Below are 22,125 nucleotides of genomic sequence, written 5' to 3'. Positions count from 1 at the left end.
CTCCTAATCCACAAAAAACACACTTGGGTATTCAACAACTCCTGAAACGTTATCGAGAGTATTTTCACGTAACTCGATTACCATGAATGCTTCATCTGGTACTTCGAAAGGTGCTTTTATTTCCCATATAGATGCTTTTTTGAACCCGAATTTCGGATAATATTCTGGATGTCCCAAGACAACAACAGAATTGTATCCAAGCTCTTTCGCTTCTTTCAATGCTTCGGAAATTAAAAGTCTACCTATTCCTTGATTTTGATATTCAGGTAAGACAGAAACAGGTGCAAGAGCAAGTGACTCAACTGTTTGATTGTCATCCATTATGTTTATTTTAGATAGAAGAATATGCCCCACAATGCTTTCTTTATCTTTATCTATTGCCACTTGAGATAATTCTGGAACAAATGAATTTGAATTTCTGATTCGTGCTACCAAGTGATGCTCACTTTTATCACTGTGCTCAGCATCAGCAAATGCAAGTTCAACAACTTTTTCAGTTAATTCATAATCCTTTACTTCCTCTTGTTTAATTATTATACTCATCTTCTCTAACTCCTTTTTTCACACAAATCGCAGTTCTTCCCGTAAATAATTCATTGTCACAAGTCTTTCTTCATCATTCTGTTCATCAAATAAAAGTTGTTCAATAAACTCCCATATATCTTCTAATCGTCTTTTCCCTTGATAAAAAGTCATTGCATCTCGATTGATTGAAAAGTTTGGATGAGTTTTCCGATAGATACTTAAAAATTCATCAAAATAGGGTTTATCAACTAAGAACATTAGGTCAGCTTCAACAGGGGCTAGTTTTAATCCTTCCCAATCAATTAACAATAGCTGGTTCCCGGATTGCATTAAATTCCAATTGTGCAAATCTGTATGGCATAAGGCCATTTTCAAAATAGGGTTTTTCAAGTTCTGTGAATACTCTTCAACCGTATAAATCAACTTATTTAATTGTGGAATGTAGGAATGAATCAATTCCCATACATCGGATGGAAAATCATTTCTCCCTTTTTGCAATATTTGCCTCAACATCTGTAAAAATGGAACCTCAAAATCTTCTTTTATGGCATCCGTCCTAATTGGAATGTCATCACCATATGAATGAAGCTCTGTTAAAATCTTTGAAAGTTGATCAACTTGATTCCCTGTCAAATCCTGATCCCCAATAGTCTCCCCCTCAATAAAATCATAAAGCAAATAAACACCATACTCATCTTCGCATTTATATTCCCCACTACTTGTTATCAAAGGGACGGGTATTTTTCCTTGCAAATCGCTACTGTTTTTAAGCCACACCATAATTGGCACATATTGATCAATAAGAGCAGTCAATTTTGGTGTGGAAGATCTACTTTTTTCATATACCTTTAAAAAATAACTTTTATTTTTGTTAGACACTTTATAGGCGAGGGATGCCCAACCACCCTGCTGGGACAACACATCAGTAATATCTATATTATAATAGTCTTTTAAGATACTTTTTACTTGATCCATATTATTTCCCCTATAATATTCTATTTGCTTACCTTCAATGCACCCTGTATATATTGATAGATTTCACCGTCTAAGCCATACTGCAAATCATTATCAGGGTTCTCCTGATGGAATCTTTCAGCCTGTTTCCATATCTCAGAATCATTTATGGTAATAGAATGAAGTATTTTTCTCCATTCTTCCGCCAATTTCCTTACTTTTGCATTCGAAGGTGGAGTGCCATTATCCATTTCAACACGTATTTCTTCTAAAATCGTCTTAAATTTTTTCTCTGCACCTTTTAGATCATCCTTATCAATCTTATTATAGAAATCCCTTATGCTCTCTAACTGCTGTTTTGAAAAATATATTTCTTGGTACATTTTCATTGCTCCCAGTAACTCTGTTATATCTTTTACGGACATCATTTTTTTACTTCGAATGACATTTGCAGTGAGTTCTAATTCATTTAATAAATTTTGTTGGACTTGTATGTCCCTTCTTAAACGATCTATTTGTGTTTCGATGATATTGATAGCAGAATTTTTTTCTCTATCCTCCATGACTTCCTTTATATCATCTAACGACAATCCCATTTGTTTTAAAGATAAGATTTGCTGCAGATTCGTTAAATCGGATTTCGTATAAAGCCGATGTCCTGATTCTGTATATTCAGATGGAGAGAACAATTGAATTTGATCATAATATCTTAACGTTCTTATTGTTAAGCCTGTCAATTCTGCAAGCTCTCCTACTTTCAAATACTCTTTCATCCTCACCAATTCCTTTTTATAAAATGAATTCTTCATTAAAGAAGTGCTTGAAGTTCACTTTGATTAAAGCTATATGTTCTCCCGCAGATTTGACAGCCAGTTTCAATTGATTCTTTTTTACTAATTGCTTGCTTTATCTCGTACTTATTTATAGCATATAGCATTCCACAGAACATTTCTTTTGAGCATCCGCAGAAAAATTGAATAGGACTGCATTCCATGAATTTTACATCCTTAAATAGCTCACTTAGCTTTTCTTCAATATTGTTCTCGTTATATTTTCCCAAATTGTTAAAGAAGCCCCTATTAGTATGAAAGGTGTGTTTTATTTCATCAATCAAATGAAGCGAAGCACCTGGAAGCAATTGTGCGAATATAGCATTACTAAATAATAGCCCCTCCTCATGATTTAGCCCAAGATTGGTTCCGATAAAGGTTTGAGTTTGCTCACTCTGAATAAAATAATGTGAAATATCATCAACAATATTTTGGTAAGGCATATCTGTTATCCCAGTAAACTGATTCATGGCAGAGCCCTTAATTACTCGTATACTTCCCTTTTCACCAATAAGTTGATTGAGCGATACATTACTTATAAACTCCGGAGAAGCATTTTGTAGTCCTTCATTAAGATAGCCTCTTACATTTCCTCTAGCATCTGCATCAGCAAAGACCTTATATTTTGGGTCACTCATTGTAATCTGAAGACTTACACGCTGATCTCCTTTTAATGTTCCCGACATTAGGCTCACAGCAGATATTGTTTTACCTAATAAGAGCATTTGCAATTTATTCATTTCTTTATTTAGGTTAAAAATAGTATTTATCAATTTAGTATTATCAACAAAAAACAAACGAACTTGTTTGTCGAATATGAGTGTCTTAACAATAACATTTTGCATGGGTAGGTTTCCTTTCAATCATTATTTTCCGTTAAGTCCACTATAAAACATTACCTTACGTAAGGTTCAAGGATAAAGTTATTTTCACTTTTTTGAAAGAGTTAATAAATAACAGATACACATACGTGAGAGAGGTTGAAAATGAAGTATGTATGATTTAGTATCTTAACTACAGAATCATTAAGAGGTGAGGATATGGTAAGAGCAGACAAGTTAGCCTCCTAAAATCAAAAACACATTTTTAGGAGGCTAATTAAATGAAATTTAATATTATTGATAAAGAAGAATGGGATAGATTACCGTATTTCGAGCATTATTTGAAGCAACAGTGCACGTTTAGCATGACAGCAAATATTGACATTACATCGTTATTGGAACAGCTTCAAAACAAAGGAATAAAGTTCTATCCAGCCTTTATTTACATGGTCACTAGGGTAGTAAATTCTCATGAAGAATTTAGAACTTGCTTTAATGATGAGGGTGCACTAGTTTATTGGGATAGAATGATTCCAAGTTATACAATCTTCCATAATGATAACAAATCGTTCTCAAGCATATGGACTGAATTTTCTGATGAATTTCATATCTTCTATAAAAACTATCAAGATGATATTAAGCAATATGCAAATGTTAAGGGGCTTTTTACAAAAGAAAATGTACCAGAGAATTCTTTTCCTATATCTAGTATTCCTTGGGTTAGTTTTACTGGCTTCAACCTAAACGTAAATAATAATCATGACTTCTTACTACCAATTATTACAAGTGGGAAATACTTTAATCAGGAAGAGAAAATATTGTTGCCTATTTCATTACAGGTACATCATGCCGTTTGCGATGGATTTCATGCTAGTACATTTTTAGAGGAGCTACAGCAATTAGCTCATAATTGCTTTGATTGGCTCCCATAAATATTGAAGTGGTTTTCATTTTAGTTAAGGAGTTGTTTCGACGACTCCTTTTCTAATTATACTAATGCAATCTATCTTATATCCAGTAAAGCTAAATGATCAAACTTTGCTCCAAGCCTCCGCAACTTTAAGCATTTGTAATCCCATTTCTCCCTGACCAATTTTTATTAGGAATAATCCAGTAGATACAGACTGAATAAATCCCCATTTCCATATTGCTTGAGGATTTATACTAGTTATTTCACTTAGAAGCAAACACCGTTTACGACCATTCTCCATTGGATTGATGGTTAAATCATCTAGCCATTCACGCATCAATACACCAAGATCATATGCTGGTTCGGCAATCAAACCATCGGGGTCAATCAGTTTAAATGAGGCCTTAGATTTTGTCATGTCTTTTAAAATGTTTCCGCTATGTGCATCACCATGAACCAATACGGATGTTTCTAGGCTGCTATTTGATAAACGAGACTCTAGGAATACCAGTGCTTTTTCGATTAACAGTCTGGAACATGGGCGTTCAAGCTCTGCCCAAAGTTCGGGAATAAAACTTGAAAACCAATTTATGATGTCCTTGCCTGATTGCAGTTTATGGTCTTTCGGTAAAGATTTTCCCCATGATTTTTTCAATGCATTACAGATAATCTCAATCTGCATTTCTGCAGGATAGCCCATATCTTTTAAAGGAGAGCCTAATTTCTCTAATAAAATTGCTCGTTGATCCATATTATAATTTAGTAATCGAACATAACCATGCCCATCGGCAATCTTTAAAGCTACTATTTCCTGTTTAAATGCTGTGTTTCCTTCCATTGGAGGCATGGTCAATTTTAGTATTGCTTTATCCCCCATCCTAGTCGTAACTTCAGCAACAAAAGCCTCTGTTCCACCGTTTAAACTTTTGCCTAGCCTTATCTTCCATTTTTGTTCTAATAAATGAGTGACCTCACCTAAGTTCCTTAGCCAATGTTCACCATCAACGCCCAAACTCATTGCTTTTTGCTGAACCGTCGTTGGAACTACAATTTGACTTTTAATTTTTACTCATCTCCCTCTATCCATTCAATGATTTATAAATGTTTTGCGTATATTTCGTAATGTCTTGATCATAATCTGGATACTTATATCCAAAACGCTCCGCCACAAATTTAGAGTATTTTCTAAATAACTCATAACAAGTGAGCAAGGCCCGCCACACACTTGGGTAATCACTTTCTGAATATGTAGTAAGCAATGTATCCCAATCTTCTTTGGGTAAATACTGATTAATAAATTTATAGTTTTTCCCAACGCTGAAGCTAAAGCCTTTTTCTAATCCTATTTCCCAAGACATCATTCTTAACAAATTAGGTCTAGCAATTTCGTTTAAATGGTCAATTGCAAAAAGGATTTCTTTTCTCGCTAATCCTTTTACTACATAGGTTGAAACCCACCAGAATTCATTACAGCAATCATCAAATTCTCTTGCTGTTGGCTTATTAATCCAATACTTACGATCACTCGGTATAACATCATTTTTAACAAGTGAATCCTTATCAAGCAGCACTTCTACTAATCCATCACTCTTAGAAAAGTAATCATCCACTTCGTTTATTGGAATAAGTGTTAAGTCTAATTTATTGCCATCCTCAAAAAGCATGAGATAAGAAAACCAATTCCCTAACTCTGGTGGAAAAAGCTCCATATCTTCTGGTTTCTGCATTATCAAACGCTTTCCAAAAATATCTAGCCATTGATCATTTTCTTTGAAAGAATCCATGTCTGTTACAAAATAGGAAATATCATAATCTTGGAATGGATCTTTGGGAATGTTCTTGTTTGTACGAGATCCTTCTAGTGTTACAAGTCGAATTCTATTATCATTCCTCGCAAATTTAATGAGCATATCCATCATTTCTTGTTCACTTCTCATTGTAATTTTCCTCCAGTATTTGTGCCATATACCAACGAAAAATCTCAGAGAATTTTTGTTCTGAGATTTCTATTAGTACACTTTGAAAAATATTACTTCTCTGCCGAGATAATTAAAAACATTGGTCTTCTGTTTTCATCTTTCATTTCCGGTATACTCCTTACCATTTCTTCGGTAGCCATAGGTTCCTTAACTAATTTAATTGAAAAACCAGCTTGAATCACATCATTGATATATGTTGCAAAGGTACGGTGATATTTGATAACGTTCTCCGTTAGGAAGGTTGTATTACGCACGCCTTCAGACTGATAATTGTCAACAGGCCAATATAGGCGATTTCCATGGTTATCATAATACCAATCTTGTTCGTTCCGAGAAGTAAAAATAGGATGTTCAACAGAAAAAACAAAAGACCCTCCTGGCTTTAAAAAACCATAAACTTTTTGGCAAACTATCTCAAATGACTTAACATAGTGAAAAGCCAACGAACTGATTACCACATCAAATTGTGAGTCTGAAAAATTTATGTCTTCAATTGGCATTTTAATGTATGAAACTGCAGAGTCATCCGTCATTTTACGAGCTTTTTGAAGCATTTTTTCAGAAATATCTACACCAATCACCGAACTTGCTTGTTGTTCACGTGCGTACCTACAATGCCAACCGAAACCGCATCCTAAATCAAGTACATTCTTATTTTTAAGCTCTGGCAATATTGCTTTTATTACTGGCCATTCGCCTGCACCTTCAAGTCCTTTGACTGATCGTGGCATTTTTTCATATTCAGAAAAAAAGACAACATCGTCATATTTATTTTGCTTCATTGTTTTAACATCTCCAATTAATTAGACAACCTAGTCTAATCTTTAATCTCCCACGCTGGGTTCCAGACGACTTCCCACAAACCAAAGTTTCTTCATATAATAGTTACGTTATAATTTCTTTAATTGTTTTTGCAATTCCAAAAGTCTTATCAAGCATACTACTCGATTGCCTTTGCTCTTTCCATAATTTCTTGAACTATCGAATTTTTGGCATCCGCATAGTGTTGGACATGTCGCCATTCACGCCCAGCTAGGTTTCGCTTGACGGTTGCATATTTATCTCGATCGGAACTGCTGGTCCGTAGCCAATTGCGGAAGCGTAACATTCTATCAACCTCAGAGGCTCCTTCACTAAATACATGCAGATTAATATCAGTATCGGGACCTTTGAATAGACGATGCTCAAACCACTCGGGTTCTCGAATACGTAAAGTGTAGTCAGCTTCCTCTAGGTCTGAAACATATGTTGATTCATCGGCAGAGTTCTTTACAACCATTAGAATGTCAATGATTGGTTTGGCACATAGCCCCGGTACTGAAGTAGATCCAACGTGCTCCAATTGCAATACCTTGCTTCCGAGTATGTAACGAATCCTATTTGCCTCTTGGTTGAATAGCGTTGGCCAGTGTGGATTATACTCATGAAGTATGATAAGAGCATTGTGAGGTTTACTTTCTCCAACCGTTGCTTTCTGAATCTCTTTGTCACTTTTAGAAATTGAATTTGAATCGTCTCGAATTGATGGCATTTGCTCCACCTCCATAAAGAAAAAAACTGGACCCACTATTGAATCCAGCTCTGAATTTTGATTGATTTTTGATAATAAAAAACCGATTGGTTGATTATTGAAAACCATTGGAATTCATACGGATTTCTATTGATTTCTCTCTAATCCGTTCCCATTAAGAAACCGAGAAAGTATTAATTGGGGAATCTTACTATCTTTCCCTCGTCTTTCCGCTACTATATTTACATTTCAAGTTACATTCCAGCTAAACCTAATTCTTTTTTTGCCATCTGAATATATTCATCCATCCCAGATATTAAGGCAAATTCGGCAATTCCAACAGGGTAGGCAGCATTTAATTCAATAATATGTTCCTTCATCTTAGGCCAATGATACCCTCCAGCTTCTTTGTAAGCCTTGATAAGTGTATCAAGACCTTCTTCACCAAATACTCTGTAATGGCCAACGAAATCAGTAGATATATCAGCTACCTTCGCTTCTGTCCAATCAATTAAACCTGTTACATTTCCTGACCTTTCAACGAGGATGTGTCCTGGATGTAAATCTCCATGAATCAGTCCAGTTTCTTTTGGCCACATTTCTTCATTATTCAACCATGTTTGCCACCTGCTCCATAACACCTCTCCCACACCAAATTTTTCCTTAACAGCATCTATACGATTTTTCATGATTTGTTTTACTTCCTCTGGTGTTCGGACTATAACTCCAGCTTCAGATGCTTTCTCCTTTGGAATGCTATGAAGTGTCGCCAATACTTTTCCAAGCGTCTGATAAAAACAATTCGGTATATTATTTTCATCAATTTCAAAAACATATCTTTTAGCTTCAGGATCAATGGTTCCTGCTGGAACTCCATGTAACTTTTTATAAGCTATCAGCTCTTCTGTGTAAATTTCCCAATCAGGAGCCTCAAAACCAGCATACTTGTTTATTAGGTCCAGTGCTATTTTTTCTACCTTCGTTCTAGGGAATACATCTGTTCGCCTCGGAATACGCAGCACCCATTCCTTTCCTTCCTGATCCTTAGCAAATACCACCTGAAAGTCTAATCCAGATTCATTAAAAATAAAAGAATCCTCTATTAATTGGAGACCATGTTTTTCTGCAATTTCCAATACTTCTTTTTTTGTTTTACTCATTACTCATCACATCCAAATCATATTTTTTGAAATAATAGAGACAATATTAGTTATGAAAATTGCGTATATATTGATCCTCACCTTTATCTTTCACAACAAATCCAAGCTCATTTAAGTCCATTCTTAAATGTTTTATTTTTTTCTTGTCTCCTTCTCTAATTGCTTTCCTACGTTCATATAATATGGCATTGACGTTCTCGCCAACCGTACGGTCTTCAAGAGTCCAGAGTTTGTAGTCATCAGCATACGGATCTTGTTCACTCCACGGATAATGATGATATAGAAAGCCCTCTCGTACTTTCGCTTTTTTTATATCTGTCTTTTCTCTTAAAAGTTCTTGTCCCTTTTTTCCAGTTATTACAACTGTATGATCCTCCATAAAAACTTCTTTAACATCTGATTTTGTAATTCTATTTTCTTTATCATCTTTATTAATCAAAATTTCAGTATCTCTAATACTCATTTTCAAGGCTTCACTATAGACTGTTAATGACAAAAGACTCCCTATAATCACACCTATAATCATCAAGATAATAGACACCCAAAAAGGGTTAAATGAATCCAATAGTTCAATGACCTTTGAATCAGTAAATAATGGTATTTTTTTTACTAGGTCAATCAATTTTGGGAGGAACCAGCCTATCGTTCCTAATACAACAGGAAATAAAACTGCAAAGAGTTTTTCCAAGAATCCCATACCAATTATGGATGTATCTTTCATATTTTTTTACTCCCTCATTCTATTTTAAAATAGTTGATTTTTCTTATATTTCTATTCTAAATTACTTACATTTTTTGTTATCTATTTTGTTGCTATACCCACAATATCTATTAGTTCATCACTATATGTTTCCAGATCCACCTTTTTGGTAATGGCGGATAACATATACTCACTAATTGCCCCTTGAATCATATTAGCCATTACATCCACATTAAAGGCTCTAAATTCCCCTTTTTCTTGACCGTCCCGAAGGATTTGATAAAGCTCATCCATCAACGGATCTTTATCATCACTATCAGCTAATTTATAGTACGGAATATTATCAGGGGTCCTCGCATTAAAGATAATTTCAATCAGAGCTATATTTCGTGCGTGATATATGCCTTGATAAGCTAGGCTTGCCATTATAAATGTATTAAGTTTTTTCTTTGGTGTATCTTCTTTCCTTACCTTCTCCAAAATATAATTAGTGGAGCTTTCTAATAGATTCATTAACAAATGATTCATCAAATCATTTTTATCCGAGAAATGATAAGAGATTAGTCCGGTACTTATGCCTGCCCTTTTTGCTATCTGAGAAAGGCTCGTCTTTACATATCCGATTTCATCAAGTGTTTGAATTGCAGCCTCAATAATTTGTTCACGCCTAGCTTCAGCGATGAATGACTGCTTTCCTTTCTCATTTTTGTTAATAGGATTCTCCATATTTTCTCCATTGTTACTCATTAAAAAACCCCCTTTTGATTGATTGTTTAATTTTTTATTTGAATGATTAATCAAATTTTAATGTAAAAAAATATGGGTGTCAATATTCAATTGGTTGTATGAGACGAGGGACCAACTTCTCAGTCTCATACGTTTTTCTATCTATCGAATTTCATTACGTGGGTATTACAGTTTTGTAAGAGAAAAAGACTGAATCCATTTGGATACAGCATGAAAATTTGACTCAATTATTTTCGATTGATTTTCTCAAAAATGTTTTGTAACCAATAGAGTAAAAAAGCCTTAGAAAAAGAAATAAAAGAAAAACTGAAATGGTTAAATCGAACTAATGAAAAATATCTTGTTTTTTTAGCAAGACTTATTATTTCTCAAGCTAAGGAAATGGTTCTTAAATCTCTTGAATACATAGATTATGCTCTCGTTGAACAAATACGAGGTATTGTCTCTTTACAGAGTCTATTGGATGTTGTGTCAGAAAAACAGAATCAAGAGAAATAATTAACAATCCTATTCGAGGGATATTGAACAAAGAAAAATGACTGTACCCATACGGTTCAGCCTAAATTTCCATTGATCTGCGAATGAAACAACTGGTTGAATAACGATTGAATACATAAATAACTGCCCGCTGCTCTTCCCGCTTCCTTTGCCGTTTGGATACCAACTATAAAGCAGTAGGTACGGACTTTTTATCATGAGGAAGAGGAAAGTAACAGCTACTTAATCTTGCTGGATAGTTAACTATTTGTCGTGTATTTTTTAGCTATAGTTTCACTTCCAATTGCACCTATGAATATTGGACAAGGGATTAGAGGGATATTGAACAAAAGAAAAAGACTGGATTTCTATTGGATCCAGCCTCGAATTTTAATTGATTTTTGATTGAAATAAACAATTGAATAACGATTGAATACATATTAGACTGCCCGCTGCTTTTCCAGCTTCCTTTGCCGTTTGGATACCAACTGTTTAGTAGGTACCGACTTTTTAGCTTAGGGAAGATGGAAGTGACAGGGATATATCAAATTCCTCATTCCATTTTTCTTTGCAAATTGATTATTCTGGATACTACAAACTTAACCACAATTCCAATAGTAAGGTAAATAGGGAACGAATATATATACTCCCAATTTATAGGCTTATATAATTTTAGGTAATTAAATAAGGGTTGTCCAATAAAACTTCCTGTTAAATGAGAATTAAGTTTGCTGAAATTGGTTATTGGGTAAACCCCTTGATACATCTGACTTCAATGGCATTTCCCCAATTATTCTCTGAGAATAAAGTTTGCTCAAAGATTTGCTCACTTTCTGCCGTAAATTAACACATAAAATTAATATGATGAGAATAAAGTTTGCTTAGTGATATAGGGGCGAACACCAAATGAATTAAGTGGTCAACACTAAAAAAGGCACCTTTCGGTGCCTCCTGTACCATATCCGATTCATGCCTTCGGATGGAGTATCTATGCAATTGTATTGTTTATATTTGCTCGAATTGCCGATATTGGCGGAATTATGTATTGGGCTTTGGATTAAGAGAAGCCATTTAGTGGGGTAGAGTATATGCCGAGTATGGAGAAGTCTTTCAATATGTGGGGGATGGGGTGCACCATACGATGGATAGGTGCTAGTATAGGTATTTCATTAATGATATTCGCACCTTGCCAATAAAGGGGGTATCGAAGATACCTTTCCTACTACTACTAGATAGTCTAATCAATCGGTCTTATTCATAGTACCTTACCGTCTCTCCTATACCACCGTCATTCCCATACTTACCATGTTACCAATACCAAATTATTCATTTATATTTATATTTATTTCTTTATGGGCGAGTGCTAAAGTCTGAAGCGGATCACACGTTTCGGGACGTGGGCTTCCATTAAAAGAAGCAGCACACTACTATATCTTAGGGTTTCGCCTTACCACCGCTATCCCCTTACTTACCTCCTAACCCCATACCTAATTATTTATATTTATTTTTTATGGGCGAGAACTCTGCTTGGGGCTTCTTACATGTTGCCGGACGGGGGTTTACCTTGATAGATGAAGCACACTCTTTTACCTTACGGTCACTCTTACCTCATTACCCAACTGATAAATTGCATATAAAACATACAGATGGCTAGTTTTTATACGTTCTGGGAAGGTTGGAAATACTTTTGTTGTATCTTTAGCAAGGTAAATAGCATCTAGTATTTCATTCAATTTTTTTGAAGTATCCATATTCAAACTCCTTCAGCTAGTTAATTATGAATAATAATTATGATGCATAACTATTGTTGAAATATTGATGATTATTTTACATCTAAATAGATATTATTTGATGGTATTTTGGTATGCTTTGAAACTAATTCTTTTATTACATTTTGCATATTTTCAACTAATTTTGAAGAAGATTTTACTCTAATTAATGTGTAAACTTCTTCCTCGTTTATACACCATACTTTTACATCCTCAACAGTTACATCTTCGTTCATTTCTTGTAGAGTATTTTTAATCTCATCGACGGAGTATCCATTAGGGGTTCCTTCCATTAATATATTAAAAGATGCCTTTGTGATTTTAACGCCACCAGCAATGATGATGATTGATGTCAATATACTACCGATTGGATCTAACCATATTAGCCCAAAATATTTAATACCCAATGCTGCGATGACCACACTTACACTCGTAAATAAGTCAGCCAAAACGTGGAGCATTGCACTTTTTACGTTTAAATTAGAATTAGCCTTCGTTAAAATATAGCCTACTATTCCATTTACAATCAAACCAATGATACCAACAACCAACATTTGGTTTGGAATAATATCTATTGGATTAATCATGCGACTAATCGCTTCAGCAATGATAAATATGGGGATAATCACTAACGTTAAACCATTAATAAAAGCTGCGATTGGTTCAAATCGCTTGTAACCAAATGTCTTATTTTTTGTTGCTGCTTTGGTAGCCATAATGGTTGCAATCAATGCAAGAATCAATGAGAAAGCATCTGAACCCATGTGTATACCGTCACCCATCATCATTAAGGAACCTGAAATAAATCCATAGATAATTTCAACTAAAGCAAAAAACAGAGTTAAGGATGCAGCCCATATAAATAATTTTTTGTTTTTCTTTCTACTAGATTCAAATTGTGCATCATTACTACTCAATTCACATCACCCTCTTAGTTAGAATTATTATAAATATATATTACGAGAATTATTATTGGCTGTCAAGTTCAATTGAGAATTTACCTCCACAATTGATAATGATAATTATATTCAATTACTTTTATATTAACCTTCATAAGGTAGATTCTTATAAATAATTAATAATAATTATCATTTAATTATAATTTTAAAAGAGAGTGTTCCTTAGTATTTTTTATGAAATATTCATTCGTAGATAAGTTATTTATCGAATCATAAAGGTTACATTTTATTATAAGCATAATAAAGCGGTACCCCTTTTGAAATATCGTACCTGTAGAAAAACAATATTTTTAAAAATTACTATGTCTTCTTCAACAATCCTGCACCGTTTGTTCAATAAGGGCAACCTGAAAAAACTGTATAAATATTAGTGATTATAGGTTTTTTTAAGAAATAATTCATAGCGATTAATAAACATACTGCCGAAATATACATTAATTAAATGCCAGAAACAAAAACACTTCCTATCAAATGTTTGTTTTAAGAAATTTAAGAACCTCCTCATAAAACTCCTGTTTAATTCCTGCTTTTCTTAAAACTTTCCATTCTTTAATCACTTCCCCCTTCTCCATCATTTCATTAATTACATACTTTACCCTTCTTAAACGAAAATCCTGTTCTGATTCAGAAACTTGTTCAATGAACACCCTCGTTTCCGGCAACTTATCCAAATGTCTTTCCAATAAGGCTCTTTCACCAATGCTATCTCCAAGTATCTTAACCGTGATTCTTACTGGCTTCTTATCAATGCCTCTTAACTCACTTACAACCTTCTGAACCTTCTCTAATATTTCTTTATCCCTTTCTAGCCAATTGACTCGGTTATTTGTTGGGTCCACCTTCTTCCTCTTCGGTGAATTTACCTTTAACCAATCTCCATCATGACGATACAAATAAGCATACACTTCGGACCTTTTCTTCCTCAATTCTGTTTTTGAAAGGCCAGGAAAATCCCTTTGAAGATGAATCCATTCATAACGGTGTTCCTTTACCAAATCACTATCTATCCGAACTTTCGCCTTTTGTTCACATTCAATATTTTTCTTTTCATATTTAATTACTGTATTGGTATCAACACCAAGTATCCTAGCAATCTCTCGATAACTCAATCCATCATTTAATAATGTTTGCAGCTCTCTCTTCCAAAGGAAGCCAAAATCCATGATTCGGCTAAACTTGTAACGATCATCTTTGTTATTGTCCTTTCCCTTCCTTGTATAAGAAAAGCCACAAGTCGGGCAAGTAAACCGTCCAATTGGCTTCTTCGTCCTTTCACATCTTCTAATCGTTATCTCCGGTATGACGTTTTCCTTATAATCTGGACATGTGGTATTTAAACAAGGCCAATTCGGATTATTAAATGGATTATTTTCAAAAGAAGTTGCCTTAAACACTGCATCCAAGTCTAAATCAAGAAAGTTGAGCATCAACAAATGGTAATATGGATGGAACGATTTTCGATGTTTCCTTGAAAAGTTAGCTATCCATTCTTTATCCCCAACTTCTATGTATAGGTTCTTCAATAACTCTTTAGAATAAAAGTTATAAATGGCCTCATGTAACAATTTCTGCTTTGTCTGCCCTTTAAAACTAGCAAAATCTTTATCAATTAAATGATAGCGATAAAACTGTGTAAAATGAGAAAATGGTTGATTTTGATACTTCCTATTCAGCAAATGCTCTGCTTGTAAAACAATATTTTTGAGTTGTATTAGGTTGTTCCAAGTAATCTTTCTCTTTCTGTTCAAATGACAGTTGCTAGTGGCTGGTAAGACAAAAGCATGTTTATTAGAATGAGTTATCAATACATCACTATCCTCTAACCACAACTCATGCTTAGTACAAATGAGATTTCCAGGTAACTGATGGATTCGGTGCCAATACATTTCTCCATACGTAGCTATATCTTCTTCAGCACAGGCTGAACAATACCTTAGAAACCTGTTTTGTGGTATCGAACTTGCCATTATACCCGATTGCATGTAAATCTTCTTTCCGTCATCACTTGTCATAGACTCATAAATTGATTGAGCCTTTTCTGTTGGCAAGAACACTGTATAAAAAGGATACATTGTATGTTTCTCTATAAATATCTGTTCATTCAATGTCGTGTTTTTTGGTAAATGCTGAACAAGAGAACCAATTCCCGATGGCAAAAATACCGAAGCACTTATCGTCCTCTTTCCGAATAAGTCTTCTAATGTGTGTTTCCAAAAGACATTACCTGCTCGAACGTGATAACGAGAAATAACACTATATAAAAGTTCATCTGGATACGGGGTTGGGAATTGTATAATCATGAAACATCACGCTCAGGGTAATCCTGCTTAATTACTCCAGCATCTAGTAATGCTTGATAAACAGTTATTTGTTGTTCTTTCCCTTTTTTTATAATGGTTCTCAGGTCGTTACTTATTATTTTATCCGTACTTTTTTCATTATTGTTTAATAGAAGAAAAGCATCTTTTACGACTTGTGATATATCTCTTATTTGATTGTTCTCAGAAATCACTTTTTGTACTGCCTTAACAGCAGCATCATTTTTAAAACCTATCATCCCTAAACGGAAAACAGCATCATCAATTAATTTTACTTCCTCATTTTTCCGTTTGGCTCCTTCTTGGAGTGAGTTCATTACCTGTTTTTGATCAACAATAATCCGTTCTTGTTCAATATAGTCCTCAATATTTGGTAGCATTAAGTCGTCATATTTTGCTAGTTTGCTATAATCTTCAATTTTTAAAGTATTTAGCATCGGCTGAACCATCTTTAGTTCTTCCTGAGCCACTTGTTTTATTAACGTAGAAGTAATCTTTTCCTTACCACTACTAATCGCACGTAGCTGCACCATCATATAGAGCTTAATTGCGATGTCAGCGATTCCTTGGGACTCATAATATAGGATTGAAGATATTTCCTCTGTAATAGGAATCTCCTCTTTTGTCCACTGGTATTTCCACATACCCTGAACAAATAAATCCCAAATAGCATCTTTTTCAAATCTATCCCACATGATGTTCCCCATATTAGTGCTTCTTCTTGCTTGTCTAAACTGTGATTGTAAGACATCCATTGCCTTTGGGGTTCCAACCATAATGAGAGGGATATTTATCGTATTGATTAACGCTGTAAAAAAGTTTAATATCTGTGCTGAGCTAGAGCTTTTTATACCCTTTAAATGTTGTAACTCGTCCAGGAATAGCATGCCAAGGTTTATACTTTTAGCAATCTGAGCCATAATGGGCATTAGCTGACTTGTTGACAAATGACTGTTTACGTATCTATTAAAATAGTTGGAGCCTAGAAGTAGATCTACTTGATACATAAAATCGTAAATAATGGTTTTTACGGAACCATCAAAAGGGGTTTCAATTTTTAAATAGGTTACTTGATAGTGATTTAAGGCTTGCCCTTTATATGAAACATGAGAAATGACCTGTGGAATGGTTTGCAAGACTCGCTGTAATGTACGTGTTTTTCCTACACCTGAGACCCCCAAAATACTCAATGTTTGTCCTGTCTGGATAATAGACTTATCAAAAGACTTATTTTGTATATTATTCCAGTTATCCACAAAAGTTTGTGCATAAGTAGAACTTACTGGATTGCGATAGGTATAACCAGTTCTAATTAACCTAGATATTGATGACTCAATTCTTAGATGGATCGGGATAGCTTGAAAATAATGCAGCAACCTAGAAATTAGATGAACTCTCTGATGGTCATTCAAATATCTTTCTTCCTTATTATAAGGAGGATACATGCTTAGACGGTCAATGACTTCCTCCTGAGAATAGATTGGCGGCAACGCCTCTATAAGAGGATTGCCTTGATATTCCAATATCTCTTGTTCCCTATATTCTGCAATTTGTGCCTCAGTTCCATTATGTAATTCAATTATCTCCATCATAAAGCACTTCCTTTTGTTTCTTTCGGAAAATATCCAACACTTTTACCGGTTCAGTATCATGATTTACTTCGTTCGATTGCTTTCCAATGTTATTTTGATCCACCACGGTTTGTTTTTCCCTTTTAAATATTTCTCTCTCTTTTTCTCGATTTTCTCTAATATTCTTTATATCTTTAGGAACCTCACCATTTAAGATTTGATTGTTAGCCTCTTTTTTCGCCATTTTAACAATCTCCTCTATGTCCTGAGCTAATTGAATTGCTCCATTTAAACTGCTTTCCTCATATTCTGCCTCTTGTTGCTTTCTTTCAGTTTTTAAACTCACAACTTCTTCCATCTTTACACCACGATACATTTCGTATTGTTCGATTAATGAACAAACTTCATAGTTCAACCTATCTATACGAATATAAATATTAGATACGTCTTGAGGATCATAATGCACCCCCATACTCCAACTGCCTTTTATTCGAGCCTTAGAAAACCACCGTTCTTTCAATGCTTTCGCACAAGTATAATAGAGACCTCCAAAGTTGATTCCTTTCGGGGTGATTTTTGCACTAGCTTTAGGTAAAACACTACTTCTGATCGCATCTAAAGGCATAGTTCTCAGTAATCCTGTTCCTTTACGCAAACCCCACTTAAATATTTCTATCGGTATTGGTGGGACCTTTTCTGCTATCATACTTTGCGTTAACGGGTAGTCCGATAAATAATTATGATTGTTATAATATAGAACCGTTCTGACTAAAATTTGGACGTACTCGTTTAGGTTTAACACTGCTTTCTTCCTGTAATCCTTTCCTCCACGCTTCATAAAATCTTTTTGGACCGCCCCAGGGAGGAATGGAGAGATGTGGTCCTGAAGAATGTCAAAGTATTTTTCGCATACGGCCTTTAGCTCAGGTCTGTACGGACCTAAATTTTGGATCTTAATGTTTAAATCCGCCGTGATTTGTGTTAATTCATTGGAAATCAACTCACTACCCCGATCCGCCAAAATAGTATGCGGAAGATAATGAATAGGCCAATCATTTTCATCAATATCCATATCGAGGGTCCGCTTGCAAAATTCCTTTTTATCTTCAAAGGCATTTGCAAGAGCCAACCTCAACGATTCTTTTGACATATTTTGAATTCCTGCATATACAGAAACAATACACCTGGAAAAAATATCCACAGTTAAATAAATGACAGGACGGCCAATCACTATATTCCTATCAAAACTTGAAACTAAATAAACATCACCAATGGTTGCATCAATGGCATATGTACCTATCCCCATAGAATCTTCTGTGGCTGAACCGGTTATAGCACGATAGTTTTGTAAAAATTCCCTTCTGCCCTCTCTTTTATGAATGGCATCTTCCGGTTTGTACCACTTGCGATACCAATAATAGAATTGGTCATATGAAATAATTGGCTTATCTAAATCTAATACTTTATAGCCTGACTTTTCATCCTCTTTGGAGAAATACTCCTTTACCATTTGCTGATAAGCATATTTTAATGAGGGTTTAGAACGAATAAAGTAGTATTTTTCTAGGCTAATTCTAATGATTTTCTTCCATTCATCGGTTATTGCTGCCCTTTGAATAGAGGAAGAGTAAGCGAAGGGTCTTCCTGCCTTTTTGATATATTTACGTTCCTTTCCTTGCTGTTTCCCACACTTATTAAAGTCGGGTAAGAGAGCATTCTTTACCATCCCTCTCGACCAATATCGTTTTAAATATTGTCGAATGGTCTTTGTGCTAAGGAAAAAATCCTTACTGGCCATTTTTATTAGCTCTGATCTCCTCTTTGGAATAAAAATGTCAGGAATTAAATAGATTTGATTTATTACTATCCATGCTTTATCACGTTTTTCAATTTCTATCCCAGATAAATCTTCTTCTTTCACGCTGAACGCCCACGGTTCAGTTGCAACCTTTGTAATCTCACCTTTGATCAAAGAGGATTCTATACTGTGTATTTCCTCACTGTAAGGAAATGATGGTTCACGGACATTAACTAGAAAACAAAGTTGATGCTCATTATCGACCCAAACTACCCTTTGAATAAATTCAGGATTTTCAGTGCTTTGTAATAAATCATTAATTACCAACTGCATACCTTACATCACCACCATTTTCACCAGTAAATTCAATATGATAATTTTCAATTTTATTAGTCAAATAGATTTTCCTGCTTAAATCCATGCTTACTTCTTTATGGGCTATCAAATGTTTAAATAAGATTAGACCCAATCCTTCATCCAAGCTATATTCTCTTTCCAATCGGGAAAAAATGCCTTGAAACGTATCCGATTTATTAGACAAATACTGAACTATATCTCTTTTTAAGTGGGGCAAATTCAAAGTAAGCAATGGATAATCTTGAATGTCATAGGAGTTCAATGCCCAGCCAATATTTCGTGCCAATTGTTTATTGATTTCTTTTTCTGTCACAATTCCAAAATCAATCCCTTTCTTTTCAAAATACCTTCTTTGTAGTTCCAATCTTTGCAAGGTTGCATTTTTCTCTAACTCCTGTGATTGCTTAATTATTCTTGCTTGATAATAAGGTTCTCCATTTTCCCCCTTCCTTGTTACAAAAAAAGAAACCGTAAAGATATGTGGTACTTGTGTCTTCGTATCAAATAGTTTCTTTGTAAGCTCCTCATCCACTTGGATATTCATGTCATGGAAATCTAGTAAAGGGTACTGCTCCCTTATGTCAGTAACATGGTCGTCAAATTCCAATAAGTAGAAGTAATATAACTGCATATCGCTTAATAGATGGTAGACCCTTTGAGTGGTATGACCAAAAATACGAGTAGATCTTCCTTTCGATGCTATGTCTTGAACTTGCAGCCATGGTTTATAGTCTTTTCCTGTTCCTTGACCTCGTTTTTCCATTAGGAACCTTTTAATAGTTGTTTCATTCCATTCTCTAATCATTCGGTATCCCCCTACTCCCTCTTTCTTGAAGAATAATGTGTTCATTATCAATTGCTGAATCAACAGTTGTTTTGAATTCACATTTAAAAAGATTAGAATATTCATCCCAACCATTAAATGGAGAGTAATTTTTATCCTGTGAATCATTAATACGACATAATTCTTCTTTTATCAGTGTTAATTGCCTACGGATTAAATAACGTAAGAACTGTGACCCTGTTACTTTTTGGAATTCAGAAACAAAATCAACATAAGAACAACCCGCCAATTCTTCTACATGTTTATTGCAAATCTCATCATGATAATGCTCATCAATGTATTGAATGACAGCATTAATTTTGTCCATCGTTTAGTAAGCCCCCTTAAATATAAAAAAGCATTTGTTGCGTTGACTTTTGTCAAAACGGATTGTTTTTTTTCTCCGTATAACAAAGTCAGCAACAAATGCCTCTATTTTATAAATTAACTTGTAAGTACAATTCATCAAGATCTTCTTGTAATATTCCAAGATACCTTTTAGTTTCCGCAACGGACCTATGATTAAGGGCTATACATATGTAATCAAGTGATATGCCTTTCTTAAAAGCCCAATAGCCCCAAGTTTTTCTCATTCCGTGCGTTGAGAATTTCTCTGTTATCCCTACCATATCACAGGCTTCATTCAACATTGATGCAGCATATTGCCTGGTGATAGGTTGATTGGTTCCCTTTCTACTGGTAAAAAGGAAGTCCTCCTGTTTCTTATCAGGAAACTCTCTATTAAATTCTTTAATACTTTTCGCTAAATTTGGCGTAATCGGGAACCGCTTATATTTACCAGTCTTCTTTTCATTCACTTCGATAAACTCTGTTGGCTTCCTACCGTCCCACACTTGATTCACCTTTAACATCAAAATGTCAGAAATTCTTAGAGCTGATGAAATACCGACCATAAAAAGCAAATAGTCTCTTTTATTTTTCCCTCGAAGGTATCCTTTCACCGCTTCAAGTTGTTTTAAATCTCGAATCGGATGAACAACTTTCACTTTAGTTCACCTCCTGTATGAATCTTACATATTCATTGTAAATCTCTATTTGAGTAAGATTCAACAGCCTAGAGGCAAAATCCAAAAATAAAAATGCCGATTTTATAGGATTTCCTTGTTTACACAACAGGGTTTTGTAAAGTAAAGGATAATTTAAAATTACTCAACTCTATTGCTCTTTTGTACTATATTTAATGATTGTTCTTTATAACCCTCACTTAAATTCTGATTAATCCTTTTGCTTACAAACTCAATATGACCTAGTTTTTCTTTATCAGAAAGTTCTTCGTTATTTAAAATATTTCCAACCAATCCAAATGAATTGGTTAAATCCATCAGTATCTCCCTTCTCATATTGTATAAAGAAAACGAATCCATTATTGAAGGAAGAAAATACTTAATGTTTTTTTCATTCTTATTATACTCTGCTTGTAAATCTTGAATGCTATACCACAAGTTTTGGAGATGTAATTCTATGCGAGTTAAATATACTGAATCCATCTGTAATTTTTCCTTCAACAAACCCTCTTCCCTAAGTATGATTACTCTCTCTACTTCTTCCTTAATTTGGTTCAAAGTTTCCTTTGATAGTTCGTAACCCCCAAAACCAAAAACTCCAAATAGTTCTGCCAAAAACGTATCAAGATTCTTATAATTATTTCCATAGCTGAAATCAACCAATTCTTTCTTAATGTTTTCCATAGAAATGAATTTCCCCCTTATTAAAAATAATATTGATACTATTATAAACTCTATACTATCTTATAGTATTAAAAGATTATCAACTTCCACGTTATATAGACAAAGTAAAAAATCCCTTATCATAAAAATGCGTTCTTAGTCCCGTCCAATTCAAATTAATCAACTTAAATTTGACCCTGTAATTGTCCGTTCAAACAAAAAAGGATAA

At 34.4% G+C, this 22,125-nt stretch carries 21 protein-coding genes; 1 reads left to right on the top strand and 20 read right to left on the bottom strand.

All coding sequences use genetic code 11. The features are described 5' to 3' along the window. Nucleotides 1-3: 3 nt before the first annotated feature. The 4 genes from ACTNDN_RS09405 to ACTNDN_RS09390 are packed head-to-tail and all read right to left on the bottom strand — an operon-like array spanning nucleotide 4 to nucleotide 3,154. A complete protein-coding gene (locus ACTNDN_RS09405; protein WP_109769401.1) occupies nucleotides 4-543 on the bottom strand; it encodes a GNAT family N-acetyltransferase in 540 nt (179 codons plus the stop codon). An 18-nt stretch (nucleotides 544-561) separates the two neighbouring features. Then, a complete protein-coding gene (locus ACTNDN_RS09400; protein WP_109769400.1) occupies nucleotides 562-1,500 on the bottom strand; it encodes an aminoglycoside phosphotransferase family protein in 939 nt (312 codons plus the stop codon). A 20-nt stretch (nucleotides 1,501-1,520) separates the two neighbouring features. Further along, complete coding sequence (locus tag ACTNDN_RS09395; protein WP_349205314.1) at nucleotides 1,521-2,252, bottom strand: MerR family transcriptional regulator; 732 nt, start codon at nucleotides 2,250-2,252, stop codon at nucleotides 1,521-1,523. A 35-nt stretch (nucleotides 2,253-2,287) separates the two neighbouring features. Next, nucleotides 2,288-3,154 carry an Hsp33 family molecular chaperone HslO gene (locus tag ACTNDN_RS09390; RefSeq protein WP_109769398.1) on the bottom strand — a complete coding sequence of 289 codons (867 nt, stop codon included), beginning with the start codon at nucleotides 3,152-3,154 and terminating at the stop codon, nucleotides 2,288-2,290. 257 nt (nucleotides 3,155-3,411) lie between these two features. On the opposite strand from ACTNDN_RS09390, the gene catA reads away from it, so the two are divergent. Then, a complete protein-coding gene (gene catA / locus ACTNDN_RS09385) occupies nucleotides 3,412-4,062 on the top strand; it encodes a type A chloramphenicol O-acetyltransferase (protein ID WP_109769397.1) in 651 nt (216 codons plus the stop codon). 99 nt (nucleotides 4,063-4,161) lie between these two features. Here catA and ACTNDN_RS09380 read toward each other — a convergent pair whose 3' ends face one another. The 16 genes from ACTNDN_RS09380 to ACTNDN_RS09305 form a co-directional block, all read right to left on the bottom strand. Next, nucleotides 4,162-5,052, bottom strand: a complete 891-nt coding sequence (locus ACTNDN_RS09380; RefSeq protein WP_441131150.1) for an aminoglycoside phosphotransferase family protein — start codon at nucleotides 5,050-5,052, stop codon at nucleotides 4,162-4,164. A 67-nt stretch (nucleotides 5,053-5,119) separates the two neighbouring features. Continuing rightward, the gene (gene ant(6) / locus ACTNDN_RS09375; protein WP_109769395.1) at nucleotides 5,120-5,977 is read right to left on the bottom strand and encodes an aminoglycoside 6-adenylyltransferase; all 858 of its coding nucleotides are present in this window, start codon (nucleotides 5,975-5,977) and stop codon (nucleotides 5,120-5,122) included. A 92-nt stretch (nucleotides 5,978-6,069) separates the two neighbouring features. Next, the gene (locus tag ACTNDN_RS09370; protein WP_109769394.1) at nucleotides 6,070-6,801 is read right to left on the bottom strand and encodes a methyltransferase domain-containing protein; all 732 of its coding nucleotides are present in this window, start codon (nucleotides 6,799-6,801) and stop codon (nucleotides 6,070-6,072) included. A 158-nt stretch (nucleotides 6,802-6,959) separates the two neighbouring features. Further along, entirely contained in the window at nucleotides 6,960-7,550 is a 591-nt protein-coding gene (locus ACTNDN_RS09365; protein WP_109769405.1) for a GrpB family protein, read from the bottom strand. Nucleotides 7,551-7,783: 233 nt separating this feature from the next. Then, entirely contained in the window at nucleotides 7,784-8,689 is a 906-nt protein-coding gene (locus tag ACTNDN_RS09360) for a phosphotransferase (RefSeq protein ID WP_109769393.1), read from the bottom strand. Between the two features lie 46 nt (nucleotides 8,690-8,735). Further along, complete coding sequence (locus ACTNDN_RS09355; RefSeq protein ID WP_109769392.1) at nucleotides 8,736-9,410, bottom strand: YqeB family protein; 675 nt, start codon at nucleotides 9,408-9,410, stop codon at nucleotides 8,736-8,738. A gap of 81 nt (nucleotides 9,411-9,491) precedes the next feature. Beyond that, nucleotides 9,492-10,136 (bottom strand): TetR/AcrR family transcriptional regulator, encoded by a 645-nt coding sequence (locus tag ACTNDN_RS09350; RefSeq protein ID WP_262393312.1) that lies wholly within the window; start codon nucleotides 10,134-10,136, stop codon nucleotides 9,492-9,494. A gap of 2,063 nt (nucleotides 10,137-12,199) precedes the next feature. Beyond that, a complete protein-coding gene (locus ACTNDN_RS09345; protein WP_349205315.1) occupies nucleotides 12,200-12,364 on the bottom strand; it encodes a hypothetical protein in 165 nt (54 codons plus the stop codon). Between the two features lie 71 nt (nucleotides 12,365-12,435). Beyond that, nucleotides 12,436-13,299, bottom strand: a complete 864-nt coding sequence (locus ACTNDN_RS09340) for a cation diffusion facilitator family transporter (protein ID WP_109769390.1) — start codon at nucleotides 13,297-13,299, stop codon at nucleotides 12,436-12,438. A gap of 509 nt (nucleotides 13,300-13,808) precedes the next feature. Further along, on the bottom strand, nucleotides 13,809-15,641 hold the full coding sequence (locus ACTNDN_RS09335; protein WP_441131149.1) for a TnsD family transposase: 1,833 nt from the start codon (nucleotides 15,639-15,641) through the stop codon (nucleotides 13,809-13,811). Then, nucleotides 15,638-17,251 carry an ATP-binding protein gene (locus ACTNDN_RS09330; RefSeq protein WP_441131148.1) on the bottom strand — a complete coding sequence of 538 codons (1,614 nt, stop codon included), beginning with the start codon at nucleotides 17,249-17,251 and terminating at the stop codon, nucleotides 15,638-15,640. The genes ACTNDN_RS09335 and ACTNDN_RS09330 overlap by 4 nt, the downstream gene beginning before the upstream one ends. Beyond that, a complete protein-coding gene (locus tag ACTNDN_RS09325) occupies nucleotides 17,235-19,361 on the bottom strand; it encodes an integrase catalytic domain-containing protein (RefSeq protein WP_080848939.1) in 2,127 nt (708 codons plus the stop codon). Before ACTNDN_RS09325 ends, ACTNDN_RS09330 begins: the two co-directional genes overlap by 17 nt. Further along, nucleotides 19,345-20,190 carry a TnsA endonuclease C-terminal domain-containing protein gene (locus tag ACTNDN_RS09320; RefSeq protein WP_080848940.1) on the bottom strand — a complete coding sequence of 282 codons (846 nt, stop codon included), beginning with the start codon at nucleotides 20,188-20,190 and terminating at the stop codon, nucleotides 19,345-19,347. The genes ACTNDN_RS09325 and ACTNDN_RS09320 overlap by 17 nt, the downstream gene beginning before the upstream one ends. Continuing rightward, a complete protein-coding gene (locus tag ACTNDN_RS09315; RefSeq protein ID WP_080848941.1) occupies nucleotides 20,183-20,536 on the bottom strand; it encodes an AraC family transcriptional regulator in 354 nt (117 codons plus the stop codon). Before ACTNDN_RS09315 ends, ACTNDN_RS09320 begins: the two co-directional genes overlap by 8 nt. Nucleotides 20,537-20,645: 109 nt before the next feature. Beyond that, the gene (locus ACTNDN_RS09310) at nucleotides 20,646-21,215 is read right to left on the bottom strand and encodes a tyrosine-type recombinase/integrase (RefSeq protein WP_080848942.1); all 570 of its coding nucleotides are present in this window, start codon (nucleotides 21,213-21,215) and stop codon (nucleotides 20,646-20,648) included. Between the two features lie 159 nt (nucleotides 21,216-21,374). Beyond that, complete coding sequence (locus tag ACTNDN_RS09305; RefSeq protein ID WP_441131147.1) at nucleotides 21,375-21,917, bottom strand: hypothetical protein; 543 nt, start codon at nucleotides 21,915-21,917, stop codon at nucleotides 21,375-21,377. Nucleotides 21,918-22,125 lie beyond the last annotated feature (208 nt).

Origin of the sequence: Niallia sp. HCP3S3_B10 (genome assembly GCF_052064465.1) — a bacterium.
In the GTDB taxonomy this organism is placed as follows: domain Bacteria; phylum Bacillota; class Bacilli; order Bacillales; family Cytobacillaceae; genus Niallia; species Niallia hominis.
This window is presented reverse-complemented; position numbering and strand designations above follow the sequence as displayed.